The following is a 14815-nucleotide window of genomic DNA, read 5'->3' as shown; positions in this document are numbered from 1 at the left end:
TTTATCTCAGCGCAGACGAGGAGCGACGAATGATCTTGATCGTATGGGTGAAGGTCGGCTTGCTCACCGCCGACAGGGCGCGCGGGCCGACCGTATCGATGGTGATGTTCCAGAAGCCGGTGCTGGGCACGGTGATCTTTGCCGGGAAATCGACGAACGCGCCACCATGGTAAGTGTGCCGACCGCCGTTCTTGAAGCTGCGGAAGTTGGCGTCGTTCATCAGGCGGATGTTGCAGCGCTGGGAGCAGTGGATGACGACGATGTCATCCTCGTTGAGGTGCTCGCGCTGGTGTACGAATTTCATGAGGGTCTCCGCATAGGAAATGTTCGGCAAAGAAGAAAGATTATCACGATTGTCAGGGTAGACTGGCGTCCATGGCGCCCGGCGGAGGTTAAATCTGCCAGTCAAGGGAGCAAATCGGTCTAAGCATAGTCAAAGAACTTTTTCGATAGCATAGGGGAATGAGAATGAAGTGGCTGGTTGCGGCGGCAGCGGTGACGTTGGGGGGATGTGTCAGTGTGTCTGAGCTCGAGCGCTCACACGAAACGATGGATGTCATTTCCGGCAAGACGCCGGAAGAGTATGCCGATTGCGTGAAACAGAGGCTTTCCAAGACCCGCGAAACGCTCGAGCAAGAGCAGCGCGGAGACGGCGTGCGCCTGATCGTGCCACAGAAGCTGGCCGCAGGCCCGGCGGCTCTGTTTGATATCGACAAGCGTGGAAGCGGCAGCAGCATCAAGGTGTATGAGCGTCTCAATAATTTCCCGTTGCGCCTGAGTGACGTCCGTACGGCCGCGACCGAGTGCATCTCAGGTTCTTGACCTAACTCAGTAAATGAGCCACTAGCGGGAAATTTTCCATCTTCTTGTCTTATTCGGCGTTGTTCCGAGTAGGCGGATAGCCCTACTATCCGCAGGCTTATTACCACCAGGTCTAAGCTTATAACAAGGAAATGGAGTTTCGTGATGAATCTATTTGGCCGCTTTTTGATCAGCAGCCTGTTGATCGGGACGTGGCCGACGGTGTATGCCGCCGACGGCCAAAAAATCTTCGCCCAAGGTGGGCAGGACCCCGCGGCCATGGCTTGCCTTGGCTGCCACGGGGCTGACGGCAAAGGTGTAGCTGCCGCCGGGTTCCCGCGCTTGGCAGGTTTGCCGGCCGGCTACCTGAGCAAGCAGTTGGCGGATTTTCGCAGCGGCAGTCGCCAGCATGCGATCATGGAGCCCTTGGCCAAGGCCATGAGCGAGGAGGAAATCCAGGCTGTCAGCATCTTGCTGGCTGGCATGCCTGCCGATCCTGCCCCAAGCGTGCGGCGGCAGCAGATGAGCAGCGATCCCGCCGAGAAAATGGCTCTCTACGGTGACTGGGACCGGCAGATACCAGGCTGTGTGCAATGCCACGGCCCTGGCGGCGGTGGCGTTGGTGAGCATTTCCCACCCTTGGCCGGACAACCAGCGTCCTACCTCATGGCACAGCTCAACGCCTGGCGCGACGGCAGCCGCAGCAATGACCCGAACCAGTTGATGATCGGCGTGGCCAAGTCCATGACCGATGCCGAAGTCAAGGCGCTCGCCGACTACTTTGCCAATCTCGTCAGCCAGGAGGTCACACGATGAAGCGTCTGATTCCCGTCCTTATGGTTCTTGGTTTGGGCAATGCCTACGCCGCAAAGATCGCCATGCAAGATCAGTCTCAGCTCAAGGTGCCCGGCAGCCAGGCTGCTCCCGTGTTCGTCGCGCCGGCCGAAAGCGAACTGCCCGACAATGCCTTCGGCCAGATGGTCCGCGATGGCTACGCGTTGTTCGTCGATACCCGCCGACTCATGCCTGAAGCGGTCGGCAACGGAATGAATTGCAGCAACTGTCATCTTGACCAAGGGCGCATGGCTCATTCCGCGCCACTATGGGGCGCATATCCGATGTACCCGGCCTATCGCAAGAAAAATGACAAGGTGAATACCTTTGCCGAGCGCATCCAGGGCTGTTTCCAGTTCAGCATGAACGGCAAGCCACCGGCTGCTGATAGTGCGCAGATGACTGCCTTGTCGGTCTATTCCTACTGGCTCGCGAACAAGGCGCCGATCGGCGTCGAGGCTCCTGGCCGTGGCTACCCTGAAGTGCCGCAGCCAGCGGGCGGCTATGACTTCAAACGCGGTCATCAGCTCTACCGGACGCAATGCGCGATCTGCCATGGCGAGCAGGGGGAAGGACAGAAGATAGCCGACGACTATGTCATGCCGCCGCTGTGGGGCAAGGACTCTTATAACTGGGGAGCCGGCATGCACCGGATCAACACCGCAGCGTCGTTCATCAAGCACAACATGCCTTTGGGCAAGCCCGGTAGCCTGACTGACCAGCAGGCCTGGGACGTCGCCGCCTGGATCAACCGCCACGAACGACCCCAGGACCCGCGTCTGGTGGACGGCTCGATCGAAAGGACGCGGCTGAAGTTCCACGCCAATGATGGCGTCAATCTCTATGGGCACGAGATCAATGGTGTGCTGATCGGCAAGGGTGTGGATTAGGGGGCCATTCGTCCGCAAACGTAGCCCGTTCTGCAGTATGTTCGATGGTCATAATGTTCATGGTTCCCAGGAACTATCTACACTGGGTTCTCTCTATCATGGGATCGGCCAGGCCGGGACGGGGCATTGTAAGGTAGCCTCCGCCTGATTAGACTGCGCCGAGACTACATGCCAAGCCCCACTGTTAAGGACGAATATGATCAAGAAATGCTTGTTCCCGGCTGCCGGTTACGGCACTCGCTTCCTGCCTGCTACCAAAGCCATGCCCAAGGAAATGCTGCCGGTGGTCAACAAGCCACTGATCCAGTATGGCGTCGAAGAAGCGCTGGATGCCGGGCTCAATGGCATCTCCATCGTCACGGGTCGTGGCAAGCGTGCATTGGAAGACCACTTCGATATCAGCTATGAACTGGAAACCCAGATCAAGGGGACGGACAAGGAGAAATACCTGGTCGGCATCCGTCGTCTGCTCGATGAGTGCACATTCTCCTACACCCGCCAGACCGAGATGAAAGGTCTGGGCCATGCGATTCTCAGCGGTCGTCCGCTGATCGGCGACGAGCCGTTCGCTGTGGTGCTGGCCGACGACCTCTGCGTAAACCCGGACGGCGACGGCGTACTGACCCAGATGGTCAAGCTGTACAACCAGTTCCGCTGCTCGATCGTGGCCATCCAGGAAGTCGATCCGCAGGAAACCAACAAGTACGGCGTGATTGCCGGCGAGATGATCCGCGACGATATCTACCGGGTTCACAGCATGGTCGAGAAGCCTAAGCCCGAAGACGCGCCATCGAACATGGCGATCATCGGTCGCTACATCCTGACTCCGGACATCTTCGATATCATCGAAAACACCGAGCCGGGCAAGGGTGGCGAGATCCAGATCACCGACGCCCTGATGAAGCAGGCGCAGAATGGCTGCGTGCTGGCTTACAAGTTCAAGGGCAAGCGTTTCGACTGCGGTGGCGCCGAAGGCTACATCGATGCGACCAACTTCTGCTTCGAAACCTACTACAAGACTGGCAAGGCCTTCTGAGGCCCACGCTGCCAGGCGCGCCCGCCTTGCGAGCGCGCCTTGTCGCAGCGTGAAACTTGCAGCTTGCAGTCAAAAAGGCCACCCTCGGGTGGCTTTTTTTGTGAGGAGTCCATTGTGGCCTACGATTTTGATCTTTTCGTGATTGGTGCCGGCTCCGGCGGCGTGCGTGCCGCGCGTTTCGCGGCGGGGTTCGGTGCGAAAGTGGCGGTGGCCGAGAGCCGCTACCTGGGCGGTACCTGCGTCAACGTCGGCTGCGTGCCGAAGAAACTCCTGGTCTATGGCGCCCATGTGGCCGACGAACTGGAGCAGGCTCAGGGCTTCGGCTGGACATTGGGAGAGAGCCACTTCGACTGGGGGACGCTCATTGCCAACAAGAACCGCGAGATCGAGCGCCTGAACGGCATCTATCACAATCTCCTGGTCAATAGCGGCGTCACCCTGCTGCAGGGACATGCGCGCATCACCGCCGCACACGAGGTCGAAGTCGATGGGCAGCGCTACAGCGCCGAGCGCATCCTCATCGCCGTCGGCGGCTGGCCGCAGATTCCTGACATCCCGGGCAAGGAGCTGGCCATCAGCTCCAATGAAGCGTTCTATCTCAAGGAACTGCCACGCCGCATCCTGGTGGTCGGCGGCGGCTATATCGCCGTGGAGTTCGCCGGTATCTTCCAGGGCCTGGGCGCAACCACCAGCCTGCTTTACCGAGGCGACCTGTTCCTGCGCGGTTTCGACGGTTCGGTACGCACCCATCTGAAGGAAGAACTGGAAAAGCGTGGCCTGGACCTGCAATTCAACAGCGACATCCAGCGCATCGACCGTCAGGACGACGGCAGCCTCAAGGCCACCCTCAAGGAAGGTCGTGAGCTGCTCGCCGATTGCATCTTCTATGCAACCGGTCGCCGACCGATGCTGGACGATCTGGGCCTGGAGAACACCGGCGTGGAGCTCGACGAGCGCGGCTACATCCGTGTCGATGATCAGTACCAGACGACCGAACCCTCGATCCTGGCGATCGGCGATGTGATTGGCCGCGTACAACTCACCCCGGTCGCCTTGGCCGAAGGCATGGCCGTTGCCCGGCGTCTGTTCAAGCCCGAGCAATATCGCCCGGTCGATTACCAGAACATACCGACTGCGGTGTTCAGCCAGCCGCCGATCGGCACCGTCGGCCTTACCGAGGAAGAGGCAGTCAAGGCCGGGCACGAGGTGCAGATCTTCGAGAGCCGTTTCCGACCCATGAAACTGACCCTGACACAGGTTCAGGAAAAGACCCTGATGAAGCTCGTGGTCGATGCCGAGACCGATCGCGTACTGGGCTGCCACATGGTCGGCCCCGACGCTGGCGAGATCGTTCAGGGCCTGGGCATCGCTCTCAAGGCCGGTGCCACCAAGCAGCAGTTTGACGAGACCATCGGTGTGCATCCGACGGCCGCCGAAGAGTTCGTCACGATGCGTACCCCGACGCGCTGAGCTCACTGACGAATCGGTCGATCACACGGGGGTGGCGCTCAGGCTGCTCCCGTCTCTTCAGTTCAAACCCTTCTATCAACCTCCGCTCCCTATAGCCAAAACCAATTACAAGCATGAGCTTTGCCAATGAGCCTTATGGGACCACCTTGGGTAGGATTCACTCCGTCAACGAATTTCATACCCCTGAAGGAGCGTCTCGCATGCCTATCATCAACAGCCAGGTCAAACCGTTCAACGCTACTGCCTACCACAACGGCGAATTCGTCGAAGTGTCCGAAGCCGACCTCAAGGGCAAATGGGCCGTCGTGTTCTTCTACCCGGCCGACTTCACCTTCGTCTGCCCGACCGAACTGGGCGACCTGGCCGACAACTACGAAGAGTTCAAGAAAATCGGCGTGGAAATCTACGGTGTGTCGACCGACACCCATTTCACTCACAAGGCCTGGCACGACACTTCGGAAACCATCGGCAAGATCAAGTACCCGCTGATCGGTGATCCGACTCACGTGATCTCGCGCAACTTCGACGTGCTGATCGAAGAAGCCGGCCTGGCCGATCGCGGTACCTTCGTGATCAACCCTGAAGGTCAGATCAAGATCGTCGAAATCAACGATGGCGGTGTAGGTCGTGACGCCAGCGAGCTGCTGCGCAAGGTCAAGGCTGCCCAGTACGTTGCCGCTCACCCAGGCGAAGTCTGCCCGGCCAAGTGGAAGGAAGGCGAGGCCACCCTGGCTCCTTCGCTGGACCTGGTCGGCAAGATCTAAGACCGTGCGTCAGCCGCGGGCGGTGAGCAGCCGCCATACCTGAGTTGTTCACTGCCCCGCAAAAACGCCCGGGCATACCTGCCTGGGCGTTTTCATTTCAAGGTTCGAAAAAAGGAATCGCCCGTATGTTGGACGCCACGCTTAAATCGCAACTCAAAGCCTACCTGGAGCGGGTTACCCAGCCGATCGAGATCGTTGCTTCCCTCGACGACGGCGCGAAATCCCGAGAAATGCACGACCTGCTGGTGGAAATCGCCGGCTTGTCGCACCAGATTTCCCTGCGCGTGGACGGTGATGACGCACGTCGTCCATCGTTCTCGATCGATCGCCCAGGCGCCGCGCTGGAGGGCAAAGGCATCGACCTGCGCTTCGCCGGCATTCCCATGGGCCATGAATTCACTTCCCTGGTCCTGGCGCTCCTGCAGGTGGGTGGCCATCCCTCCAAGGCCAGTGCTGAAATCATCGAGCAGATCCAGTCGCTCGAAGGTGAGTTCCGGTTCGAAACCTACTTCTCGTTGTCCTGCCAGAACTGCCCGGACGTGGTCCAGGCCTTGAATCTGATGGCCGTGCTCAACCCGAACGTTCGCCATGTGGCCATCGACGGGGCACTGTTCCAGGACGAAGTCGAAGCACGCAAGGTCATGGCCGTACCGAGCATCTACCTCAATGGCGAAGTCTTCGGTCAGGGCCGCATGGGCCTGGAGGAAATTCTCGGCAAGATCGACACCAGTGCCGGTTCGCGTCAGGCCGAGAAGATCAACGCCAAGGATGCTTTCGATGTACTGGTGGTCGGTGGCGGCCCGGCGGGCGCGGCCGCGGCCATCTACGCCGCGCGCAAAGGCATCCGTACCGGCGTCGCGGCCGAGCGCTTCGGTGGCCAGGTCCTCGACACCATGGCGATCGAAAACTTCATCTCCGTGCAGGAGACCGAAGGCCCGAAGCTTGCGGCAGCGCTCGAAGAGCACGTCAAGCAATACGATGTCGACATCATGAACCTGCAACGTGGCGAGGTCTTGATCCCCGGCACCGAAGGTGGCCTGCACGAAGTACGCCTGGCCAGTGGCGCCTCGCTGAAGGCCAAGACCGTGATCCTGGCGACCGGTGCCCGCTGGCGCGAGATGAATGTCCCGGGCGAGCAGCACTACCGCAGCCGCGGCGTAGCCTACTGCCCGCACTGTGACGGTCCGCTGTTCAAGGGCAAGCGTGTGGCGGTGATCGGCGGCGGCAACTCTGGCGTGGAAGCGGCCATCGACCTGGCGGGTATCGTTGCCCATGTCACGCTGATCGAGTTCGACAGCCAGCTGCGTGCCGATGCCGTCCTGCAACGCAAGCTGCACAGCCTTCCCAATGTGAAGGTAATCACCAGTGCCCTGACCACCGAAGTGCTGGGCGATGGCGAGAAGGTCAGCGGCCTGCGCTACAAGGACCGCGCCAGTGACGAGTTGCATGATCTGTCGCTCGAAGGCATCTTCGTGCAGATTGGTCTGCTGCCCAATACCGACTGGTTGAAAGGTACGGTCGAGCTGTCCCCGCGTGGCGAGATCATCGTTGACGCCAAGGGCCAGACCAACATCCCTGGCGTCTTCGCCGCCGGTGACGTGACCACCGTGCCTTACAAGCAAATCGTCATTGCGGTGGGCGAGGGTGCCAAAGCTTCCCTGTCTGCCTTCGATCACCTGATCCGGACCTCTGCGCCGGCATGATCGAACCCAGGATCACCGCGTGACCTGCGCGGCGATCCTGGACGGCGTCGAGACAGATGCGAATAGTCGGGGCCGGACAGTGGGGATGACACTCACCTGTCCGGTTCCGCGCATCTGCATGCATTGTCCGCACGACCACTGCGATGCGTCCTGTCTATAGTAAGGAAAGGTGTCGTTTCGGAGCGCGTCAGCATGATCCTGATCAGTCGTGAACCCTGGTGGCTGCTACCGCCCAAGCCTGGACAGCGAGAGCAGGACTTGCATTGGGGCTACCTGGAAATCTACGCCGACGGCAGTGCCCGGTTCGTCGACCAGCGCCCTGGCGAGCAGGAGCTGGCCGCGCGCAAGAGCTGCCGCAATTTCCCCGATGAAAAGGCGCCGTGAATCAGCCTTCCAGCTCGGCCAGGCGCGCTTCCAGCGCGGCGATCCGTGCCTCCAGCGCCTCGAATCGTTCCTCCGCCACGTTGCTGGTATTGCTGCGTTCACTGCCTCCCTGCTGACGTGCGGCAAGGATCGTCTCGATTTCAGCCGGATCTCCCAATGCATGGGTATAGCGGTCTTCACGTTGGCCGGACTGGCGTGGCAGGTGGATCGCCAGATCTCGCGAGACGAGACGCTCCAACTGATGCTGGATCTGCTCGGCATCCTCGAAGTCGTGCAGGCGATTGCTGCGCGTCAAAAGCTCATTGATGGTCTGCGGTCCACGCAGGAACATCAGACCGAGCAAGGTCAATTGCGCCGGGACCAGCTCCAGGGCCTTGTCGACCCGGTGCTCCCAGCGGTCCGCGCGGCTGCCCATCTGCAGTCGCGCCATCCCTTGGCCTTCCAGGCTCCGCAGGGCCTGACCGACTTGGCCCTGAGTCAGGTTCATCACCGGTTCACGGCTGGTCTTCTGATTGCAGGCCAGGACCAGGGCATTGAGTGTCAGTGGGTAGCTTTCAGGGCCGGTGGCCTGTTTTTCGATCAGCGAGCCGAGGATACGGATCTCGATGCTGTTCAAGCGTCCTTCGCTAGCAGTTTCGTGTTCGGACATGGCCCTGTCTCATGGCATGGAGAAGCCCCTAATCTAGGGGGCTCCCCAGGTAAAGACAAGCGACGTCAGGCACTCGTGCGTATCTCGCCCTCGCAGGCGGCGGCAGTGAAGAGCACGTCGGTGGACGAGTTCAACGCGGTTTCCGCCGAATCCTGCACCACGCCGATGATGAAGCCGACCGCTACCACCTGCATGGCGATCTCGCTAGGGATGCCGAACAGGCTGCAGGCCAGGGGGATCAACAGCAGCGAGCCACCCGCTACGCCCGAGGCGCCACAGGCACAGATCGCAGCCACCATGCTCAACAATACGGCGGTCGGCAAGTCCACGGGAATGTTCAAGGTGTGCACGGCCGCCAAGGCCAGCACGGTGATGGTGATCGCCGCGCCGGCCATATTGATCGTCGCGCCCAGCGGGATGGAAACCGAATAGGTGTCCTCATGCAGCCCCAGCTTTTCGGCCAGGGCCAGGTTGACCGGGATGTTGGCGGCCGAACTGCGAGTGAAGAAGGCCGTGATGCCGCTCTCGCGCAGGCACAACAGCACGAGTGGGTAGGGGTTGCGGCGGATCTTCCAGAAGACGATCAGCGGGTTGACCACCAAGGCGACGAACGCCATGCAGCCAAGCAGGACCGCCAGCAGGTGCAGGTAGCCAAGCAAGGCGTCCAGGCCGGACTGCGCCAAAGTCGATGCGACCAGGCCGAAGATACCGAGCGGCGCGAAGCGGATGACCACGCGCACGATCAGGGTGACGCCGTTGGACAGGTCATCGACCACGCTGCGTGTAGTCTCGCCTGCCTTGCGCAGAGCGATCCCAAGGCCGATGGCCCAGGTCAGGACACCAATGAAGTTGGCATTCATCAACGCATTGATCGGGTTGTCCACGGCACTGAGCAACAGGTTCTGCAGTACCTCGGCAATGCCCCCGGGTGGGCTCAGGGAGGCCTCCATGGTGCTCAGTACCAGGACCGATGGGAACGCCATACTGGCCACTACGGCGACCACCGCGGCAGCAAAGGTGCCTAACAGGTAGAGCCAGAGGATAGGGCGAATGTGGGTTTCCTGTCCGTGGCGGTGGTTGGCGATCGATGCCATGACCAGCACGAACACCAGTACTGGCGCGACCGCCTTGAGGGCGGTAACGAACACCTTGCCGAGGAACGCCAGGTCCAGGGCCACGCTTGGCGCGAGCAATGCCAGGACGATACCGGCGATCAGGCCGATGACGATCTGGGTCACCAGGCTGGTGCGATTGAGCAGACGAAGCACAGGAGTCATGGCGCAGGGAGTCTCTATTATTAAAAGGCCGCGACTTTATCACAGAGCTTTCTGTGCAGGTCCCATGGGTTGCCCGAGCGGCTTGCGCGACATCTCGTCAGGGAAGGCCAATGTATCCACGCGCAGGCCAACGGCTTACCAGTTGAACAGTTCCTTGCGCGCGCCTTCCGTGATCGCCACGATCCCTGGATGCTTGACTTTGCGCTCCACCGAGATGGCATAGAATGACTCGTTCACCGCTTCGGTCTGCCCGATCAACCGCACGCCATATTGCCGACACACTTCATCGGCAATGACGCTGGGCGCGACGAAAATCCCGCTACCCGATTGGCCAAACGCCTGCATGAGCGCACTGTCATCGAATTCACCGATGATCCGCGGTTGGACCTGTTGCTCCGCCAGCCAGCGCAGCAGTCGACTGCGCACGACGGTTTCCTGGCCCGGGATGAGCATCGGTGCATCGTGCAGGCAGGCAGGGAAGGGGCGGTCATGGCGGCGGGCGAGGGCTGGCGTGGCGAAGAAGCTCAAACCGCATTCGCCAAGTTTCTGGCTATAGCCCTTGATGTCCAGATGGCTTGGCATGGGGCTGTCGGAGATCACCAGGTCCAGACGCTGGATCGCCAGATCCGCCAGCAAGCGCTCGAGCTTGTCTTCCCGGCAACTGAGACGCATGACATTGTCCACTTCCATGGTGGGTGCCAGCAGACGGTAGACGATGGACTTGGGTACTACGTCGGCTACCCCTACCCGGAACAGTATCTGCTGTTCTTCCGGGCGAGCCCTGAGCATCGCCTCGAGTTCGCTGCCGATCTGAAACATCTGCTCGGCATAGGCAAGGGTCTGCCGACCGCTCTCGGTCAGCTCCAGTTGTCGGCCGACGCGCTGGAACAGCTCTATCCCGTAGGTCTGCTCGAACAGGCTGATCTGCCCGCTGATGGTCTGTGGCGTGAGGTTCAGCTGTTCGCTGGCGCGCACGATACTACCGGTCTTGGCCACGACCCAGAAGTAATGCAGTTGACGATAGTTGAGCACAGGTCACCGCCGATTCGTCAAAACCGAAGTATACCCCATGAAAATACGAATTTTCCTGATGTGTCCTCATCTCTAGAATGCCGTCCATCAGGCGCGGTACAGGCGCTGTCGTACAAAAGACAAGTGAGGGATCCATGCTTCAATTGAAATCTATCGGTACACCCCTGGTACTGGTGCTGGCGTTGGTCGCCATGACGGGCTGCGACCAGGCCGAGAAATCCGCTCAACAGATGCTCGACCAGGCCGCTCAATCGGCCAAGCAGGCCATCGATCAGACCAACGAAGCGGCCCAGCAGGCCCTGAACGATGCACTCGGAGCAGGCGGCGAAAAGTCGAACGCGGCCGATGAAAGCAAGACTCAGGACATCTGACCTCTTACCGACTGCAGGATTGATTCATGGAATATTTGCTGGAACTCGCTGCGAGCCCGACCGCCTGGGTTGCTCTGGCTACCTTGGTAGCCATGGAAATCGTCCTGGGCATCGATAACCTGATTTTCATTTCCATTCTGACCAACAAGCTGCCGGAAGCCTATCGCTCCAAGGCACGACGTATCGGTATCAGCATGGCCCTGGTCATGCGCCTGGCATTGCTCAGCACCGTGGCCTGGATCGTGCAGCTGACCGAGCCGGTCATCGATGTCTTCGGCCACGCTTTCTCGTGGAAGGACATGATCCTGATCGCCGGTGGTCTGTTCCTGCTGTGGAAGGCGACCAAGGAGATCCATGAGAGCGTCGATTCCCGTGGCGCCAAGGAAGAAGCCAAGCTGGGTTCGACCGTTACCATCGGCTTCGCTGCCGCCATCGGGCAGATACTGCTGTTGGACATCGTGTTCTCCATCGACAGCATCATTACCGCCGTGGGCATGACCGAGCACTTGCCGATCATGATCATCGCCGTGATCAGTGCCGTGATCGTCATGCTGGTCGCCGCCGATCCGCTGGCCAAGTTCATCAACGACAATCCGACCGTGGTCATGCTGGCGCTGGGCTTCCTGATCATGATCGGCATGACGCTCATCGCCGAAGGCTTTGGCGCTCATGTGCCCAAGGGCTACGTCTACGCGGCCATGGCCTTCTCGACCGCGATCGAAGTGCTCAACATCATGTCGCGTCGTGCCAGGGAAAGGCGCGAGGCGCTCTGAAACGCTCCGCCCTCGAGCTGCAAGCGCGTACCGGTATTCCCGGCCCGCACTTGCAGCTTTTTTGCTTTCCTAGACTCTGGCGTGGTGGCGTTGCGCGGGCGTGGAAGTATCTGGGGTTGCCTCGGATGGCAGCTGATGGGAACGATGGCGCCGATGGACGATGCGCAGAACGCCCCAGAGCATGGCCGCTGCGATGCTAAGCCACATACCTACCAACATGAGGATTGTCGTTGTCAGGTTCATGGTGCCTCTCTCCGCGCAGCAGGCGCCGGACTTGGTGTCCGGGTACCTCTTGAGTCTAGCGCGTTGTCCATGACGATCCAGCGAACACAGGTCGATGGCCCGCGCGATAGGCTGCGACGATGGCGCGAGCTGTACCCCGGCGCGTCGGCAGCCTATGATCGGTGCCCGTGTCCGGGCAGTGCCTGTCTGGCGTCGATACGAGCGAGTGTCCATGTTGCACCTTTTCCCCACGTCTTGCGTTCGCGCTCGGCGCCTGCTGGCTGCCAGTCTCCTCGCTGGCTTGGCTGGATGTGCCAGTCAGCCCCCCGTATCACCGAAAGGTCTGCCTCAGCGGGTCGAGATCAGCAGCGTGCCGTTCTATCGCGGTCATGCCAATCACGGCGGGGCCATGGCGCTGGCGGCTATGCTTTCGCAGCAAGGGGTACGCATCACGCCAGGTTTGCTCGACAAGCCGCTGGGCCTGCCCGAGGCCGCTGATGACTTGGAGGTCGGTATCCCCCGCGTTGCGCGGGATTACGGCATGGTGGTGTATTCCCTCGACAAGCGTCTGCAGGCCTTGCTGACCCAGGTTGCTGCCGGCAATCCGGTATTGGTGCGCTACCGCGACGGCGCGGCGTTCTGGGGAGAGTCGCGTTACGCGGTGATGATCGGCTATGACGCCTACGAGCAGCGCGTGCTGCTGCGCTCGGGCATGAACCGGCGCCAGCGCATGGCGTTCGACGACTTCAACTCGGCTTGGGAAAAGGAGGGCAACTGGGCGGTCCTGGTACAGCCACCGCGGCATTTGCCGGCCCAGGTAGACCGGCAGCGCTGGTTGCGCGCCGCCGAGGAGCTCGCCGGGGCGGGCCAGGAATTGGCAGCGCGTCAGGCGGTCAGTGCGCTGGAGCAATGACCGACCGCCTTTCACGCATCAGATGCCCAGGCGGTCGCGCAAGCTGTAATACCAGGCGCCCAGGGCGCTGAACGGTACGCGCATCATCTGTCCGCCTGGGAAAGGGTAGTGCGGCAGTTCGGCGAAGGCATCGAAGCGTTCGGCCTGGCCGCGCAGGGCCTCGGCCAATACCTTGCCCGCCAGGTGGGTATAGGTGACGCCGTGACCGCTGCAACCCTGAGAGTAATAGATGTTGTCGCCGATGCGACCTACCTGCGGCAAGCGCGACAGCGTCAGCAGGAAGTTGCCGGTCCAGGCGAAGTCGATCTTGACGTTCTTGAGCTGCGGGAACGCCTTGAGCATTTTTGGCCGGATGATCGCTTCGATGTTGGATGGATCGCGCGCGCCATAGACCACGCCGCCACCGAAAATCAGGCGCTTGTCGCTGGTCAGTCGGTAGTAGTCGAGCAGGTAGTTGCAGTCCTCGACGCAATAATCCTGGGGCAGCAGCGTTCGCGCCAGTTCCTCGCCCAGCGGTTCGGTGGTGATCACCTGCGTGCCGCATGGCATGGACTTGGCGGCCAGCTCGGGGACCAGGTTGCCGAGGTAGGCGTTACCAGCAACGATGATGAACTTGGCGCGCACCTTGCCTTGCGGCGTATGGACCACGGGGCTGGCGCCACGCTCGATGCGGACGGCAGGTGACTGCTCATAGATAGTGCCACCCAGTGATTCCACGGCAGCGGCTTCGCCCAGCGCCAGGTTCAGCGGATGGATATGGCCGCCGCTCATGTCGAGCATGCCGCCTACGTAGCTGTCGCACGCCACCACTTCGCGGATGCGTCGCTCGTCCATCAGCTCCAGCTGCGTATGGCCGTAGCGTTCCCACAAGCGCTTCTGCGATTCCAGGTGACCCATCTGCCGCGGTGTCAGCGCAGCGAAGACACCACCGTCCTTGAGGTCGCACTGGATGTTGTAGCGCGCTACACGATCGCGGATGATGCGGCCGCCTTCGAATGCCATCTGACCGAGCAACTGTGCCTGGGCAGGGCCCACGGTACGTTCGATCACATCGATGTCGCGGCTATAGCTGTTGACGATCTGGCCACCGTTGCGGCCCGATGCGCCGAAGCCCACTTTGGCGGCTTCGAGAACGGTCACCTTGAAGCCATTCTCCAGCAGGAAGAGGGCGCTCGAAAGGCCGGTATAGCCTGCGCCGATGACGCACACGTCAGTTTCCACCTCGCCCTGCAGCGCTGGACGTGCCGGTACCGGATTGGCCGACGCGGCGTAGTAGGACTGGGGGTAAGGGGTATTGGCCATGCTTGCGAACCTCTGTTTTATATTTTTAACGAATGTAGCGATGCTATCAATAATAATAAACACCCGCTAGTCGTTCGTTGAAAATGCCTTCCACGAGCGAGGCCCGGCGATTTCGATAAATATTTTTAGATTCAGTGGGTTAGCGCGAAAAAAACAGTTGACAGCATTTTTGGAATGCGTAGAATTGCCGCCACACGACAGGCACATAGCTCAGTTGGTTAGAGCACCACCTTGACATGGTGGGGGTCGTTGGTTCGAGTCCAATTGTGCCTACCAAATCCGAGAAGGGGCGATCTGAAAAGATCGCCCTTTTTTGCATCCCAGCTTCGCGGCATGGGTTGTGACTCAAGTTGCAGGCGGCCCGCAAGCCGATGCAATCGTGTGGTCCGATGTT

The 14815-nt window shown here is 60.6% G+C and carries 16 protein-coding genes and 1 tRNA gene; 12 read left to right on the top strand and 5 right to left on the bottom strand.

All coding sequences use genetic code 11. The features are described 5' to 3' along the window. Position 1: 1 nt before the first annotated feature. Complete coding sequence (locus G7009_RS01890; protein ID WP_181128261.1) at positions 2 to 304, bottom strand: DUF1883 domain-containing protein; 303 nt, start codon at positions 302 to 304, stop codon at positions 2 to 4. Between the two features lie 164 nt (positions 305 to 468). Here G7009_RS01890 and G7009_RS01885 point away from each other — a divergent pair, with 164 nt between their 5' ends. From G7009_RS01885 to G7009_RS01850, 8 genes are all read left to right on the top strand, one after another. Beyond that, the gene (locus G7009_RS01885; RefSeq protein WP_181128260.1) at positions 469 to 822 is read left to right on the top strand and encodes a hypothetical protein; all 354 of its coding nucleotides are present in this window, start codon (positions 469 to 471) and stop codon (positions 820 to 822) included. 144 nt (positions 823 to 966) lie between these two features. After that, a complete protein-coding gene (locus G7009_RS01880) occupies positions 967 to 1617 on the top strand; it encodes a c-type cytochrome (RefSeq protein ID WP_181128259.1) in 651 nt (216 codons plus the stop codon). Further along, the gene (locus tag G7009_RS01875) at positions 1614 to 2525 is read left to right on the top strand and encodes a c-type cytochrome (RefSeq protein WP_181128258.1); all 912 of its coding nucleotides are present in this window, start codon (positions 1614 to 1616) and stop codon (positions 2523 to 2525) included. The genes G7009_RS01880 and G7009_RS01875 overlap by 4 nt, the downstream gene beginning before the upstream one ends. A gap of 196 nt (positions 2526 to 2721) precedes the next feature. Next, positions 2722 to 3561 (top strand): UTP--glucose-1-phosphate uridylyltransferase GalU, encoded by an 840-nt coding sequence (gene galU, locus G7009_RS01870; RefSeq protein WP_181128257.1) that lies wholly within the window; start codon positions 2722 to 2724, stop codon positions 3559 to 3561. A 114-nt stretch (positions 3562 to 3675) separates the two neighbouring features. After that, complete coding sequence (gene gorA, locus G7009_RS01865; protein ID WP_181128256.1) at positions 3676 to 5031, top strand: glutathione-disulfide reductase; 1356 nt, start codon at positions 3676 to 3678, stop codon at positions 5029 to 5031. Between the two features lie 200 nt (positions 5032 to 5231). After that, on the top strand, positions 5232 to 5795 hold the full coding sequence (gene ahpC / locus G7009_RS01860) for an alkyl hydroperoxide reductase subunit C (RefSeq protein WP_181128255.1): 564 nt from the start codon (positions 5232 to 5234) through the stop codon (positions 5793 to 5795). Positions 5796 to 5920: 125 nt separating this feature from the next. Then, positions 5921 to 7498: an alkyl hydroperoxide reductase subunit F gene (ahpF, locus tag G7009_RS01855; protein WP_181128254.1), complete on the top strand. Its 1578-nt coding sequence runs from the start codon at positions 5921 to 5923 to the stop codon at positions 7496 to 7498. Between the two features lie 192 nt (positions 7499 to 7690). After that, complete coding sequence (locus G7009_RS01850) at positions 7691 to 7882, top strand: hypothetical protein (RefSeq protein ID WP_181128253.1); 192 nt, start codon at positions 7691 to 7693, stop codon at positions 7880 to 7882. A 1-nt stretch (position 7883) separates the two neighbouring features. Here the strand turns inward: G7009_RS01850 and G7009_RS01845 are convergent, their stop codons facing one another. From G7009_RS01845 to nhaR, 3 genes are all read right to left on the bottom strand, one after another. Further along, positions 7884 to 8531, bottom strand: a complete 648-nt coding sequence (locus G7009_RS01845; protein WP_181128252.1) for a YceH family protein — start codon at positions 8529 to 8531, stop codon at positions 7884 to 7886. A 65-nt stretch (positions 8532 to 8596) separates the two neighbouring features. Beyond that, positions 8597 to 9808, bottom strand: a complete 1212-nt coding sequence (gene sstT, locus G7009_RS01840; RefSeq protein ID WP_181128251.1) for a serine/threonine transporter SstT — start codon at positions 9806 to 9808, stop codon at positions 8597 to 8599. A gap of 135 nt (positions 9809 to 9943) precedes the next feature. After that, positions 9944 to 10840 carry a transcriptional activator NhaR gene (gene nhaR / locus G7009_RS01835; RefSeq protein WP_181128250.1) on the bottom strand — a complete coding sequence of 299 codons (897 nt, stop codon included), beginning with the start codon at positions 10838 to 10840 and terminating at the stop codon, positions 9944 to 9946. A 134-nt stretch (positions 10841 to 10974) separates the two neighbouring features. Here nhaR and G7009_RS01830 point away from each other — a divergent pair, with 134 nt between their 5' ends. The 3 genes from G7009_RS01830 to G7009_RS01820 all read left to right on the top strand — a co-directional run bounded on the left by G7009_RS01830 (position 10975) and on the right by G7009_RS01820 (position 13119). Next, complete coding sequence (locus G7009_RS01830) at positions 10975 to 11211, top strand: hypothetical protein (protein WP_181128249.1); 237 nt, start codon at positions 10975 to 10977, stop codon at positions 11209 to 11211. A gap of 26 nt (positions 11212 to 11237) precedes the next feature. After that, a complete protein-coding gene (locus G7009_RS01825) occupies positions 11238 to 11984 on the top strand; it encodes a TerC family protein (RefSeq protein WP_181128248.1) in 747 nt (248 codons plus the stop codon). A gap of 397 nt (positions 11985 to 12381) precedes the next feature. Next, positions 12382 to 13119 carry a peptidase C39 family protein gene (locus G7009_RS01820; RefSeq protein WP_181128385.1) on the top strand — a complete coding sequence of 246 codons (738 nt, stop codon included), beginning with the start codon at positions 12382 to 12384 and terminating at the stop codon, positions 13117 to 13119. Between the two features lie 18 nt (positions 13120 to 13137). Here the strand turns inward: G7009_RS01820 and G7009_RS01815 are convergent, their stop codons facing one another. Then, complete coding sequence (locus G7009_RS01815) at positions 13138 to 14421, bottom strand: NAD(P)/FAD-dependent oxidoreductase (protein WP_181128247.1); 1284 nt, start codon at positions 14419 to 14421, stop codon at positions 13138 to 13140. A gap of 199 nt (positions 14422 to 14620) precedes the next feature. Between G7009_RS01815 and G7009_RS01810 the strand changes: the two genes are divergently transcribed. After that, positions 14621 to 14697 (top strand) — tRNA-Val (locus tag G7009_RS01810). The last annotated feature ends 118 nt before the right edge of the window (positions 14698 to 14815 follow it).

This window comes from Pseudomonas capeferrum (genome assembly GCF_013523055.1).
GTDB lineage: Bacteria > Pseudomonadota > Gammaproteobacteria > Pseudomonadales > Pseudomonadaceae > Aquipseudomonas > Aquipseudomonas capeferrum_A.
This window is presented reverse-complemented; position numbering and strand designations above follow the sequence as displayed.

What these genes read in the sequence shown, in the direction of transcription:
- G7009_RS01890 (WP_181128261.1), bottom strand. Translation starts at nt 304, where the DNA reads ATGAAATTCGTACACCAGCGCGAGCACCTCAACGAGGATGACATCGTC.
- G7009_RS01885 (WP_181128260.1), top strand. Translation starts at nt 469, where the DNA reads ATGAAGTGGCTGGTTGCGGCGGCAGCGGTGACGTTGGGGGGATGTGTC.
- G7009_RS01880 (WP_181128259.1), top strand. Translation starts at nt 967, where the DNA reads ATGAATCTATTTGGCCGCTTTTTGATCAGCAGCCTGTTGATCGGGACG.
- G7009_RS01875 (WP_181128258.1), top strand. Translation starts at nt 1,614, where the DNA reads ATGAAGCGTCTGATTCCCGTCCTTATGGTTCTTGGTTTGGGCAATGCC.
- galU (WP_181128257.1), top strand. Translation starts at nt 2,722, where the DNA reads ATGATCAAGAAATGCTTGTTCCCGGCTGCCGGTTACGGCACTCGCTTC.
- ahpC (WP_181128255.1), top strand. Translation starts at nt 5,232, where the DNA reads ATGCCTATCATCAACAGCCAGGTCAAACCGTTCAACGCTACTGCCTAC.
- ahpF (WP_181128254.1), top strand. Translation starts at nt 5,921, where the DNA reads ATGTTGGACGCCACGCTTAAATCGCAACTCAAAGCCTACCTGGAGCGG.
- G7009_RS01850 (WP_181128253.1), top strand. Translation starts at nt 7,691, where the DNA reads ATGATCCTGATCAGTCGTGAACCCTGGTGGCTGCTACCGCCCAAGCCT.
- G7009_RS01845 (WP_181128252.1), bottom strand. Translation starts at nt 8,531, where the DNA reads ATGTCCGAACACGAAACTGCTAGCGAAGGACGCTTGAACAGCATCGAG.
- sstT (WP_181128251.1), bottom strand. Translation starts at nt 9,808, where the DNA reads ATGACTCCTGTGCTTCGTCTGCTCAATCGCACCAGCCTGGTGACCCAG.
- G7009_RS01830 (WP_181128249.1), top strand. Translation starts at nt 10,975, where the DNA reads ATGCTTCAATTGAAATCTATCGGTACACCCCTGGTACTGGTGCTGGCG.
- G7009_RS01825 (WP_181128248.1), top strand. Translation starts at nt 11,238, where the DNA reads ATGGAATATTTGCTGGAACTCGCTGCGAGCCCGACCGCCTGGGTTGCT.
- G7009_RS01820 (WP_181128385.1), top strand. Translation starts at nt 12,382, where the DNA reads ATGATCGGTGCCCGTGTCCGGGCAGTGCCTGTCTGGCGTCGATACGAG.
- G7009_RS01815 (WP_181128247.1), bottom strand. Translation starts at nt 14,421, where the DNA reads ATGGCCAATACCCCTTACCCCCAGTCCTACTACGCCGCGTCGGCCAAT.